This is a genomic window from Helicobacter sp. T3_23-1059, from assembly GCF_053654515.1.
In genome coordinates, this window is record NZ_JBSIUV010000265.1 from 1 (window position 1) to 330 (window position 330).

At 40.9% G+C, this 330-nt stretch carries 1 protein-coding gene; it reads right to left on the reverse strand.

The window, feature by feature from the left end:
- Nucleotides 1–330, reverse strand: a 330-nt coding sequence (locus tag ACWIX0_RS14360) for a putative barnase/colicin E5 family endoribonuclease (RefSeq protein WP_454174639.1), incomplete at both ends; no start/stop codon positions are given.

The window sequence follows — 330 nt, forward strand, 5'->3', positions numbered from 1 at the left end:
AGTGTGTTGTATAATTTGTTCATCGCCACTTGCAAAAAGATTGTTTCCATTTTGCACTTTGCTAGCGACTTGGTCGAAATTCTGCGCTGGGTGGCTTCTCTCATACGCCGTTACTATCCATTCATTTTCCCCTTTGCCGTTAAATCCTTTTGATAACCCGATTCTAAATTCACTTTCCCCCTCTTTAAAAATTATCGTTTTTACCCCTGCATTTTCTACGATTTCTCCCTTTTCTATGATTTCAGGGATTTTGTGCAAGTCTAGTTCGGGGTGTTTGTCGATAATGTGGCTTAAGCCATAGCCCTCGTGCTTCTCTGCATTTGTGATTTG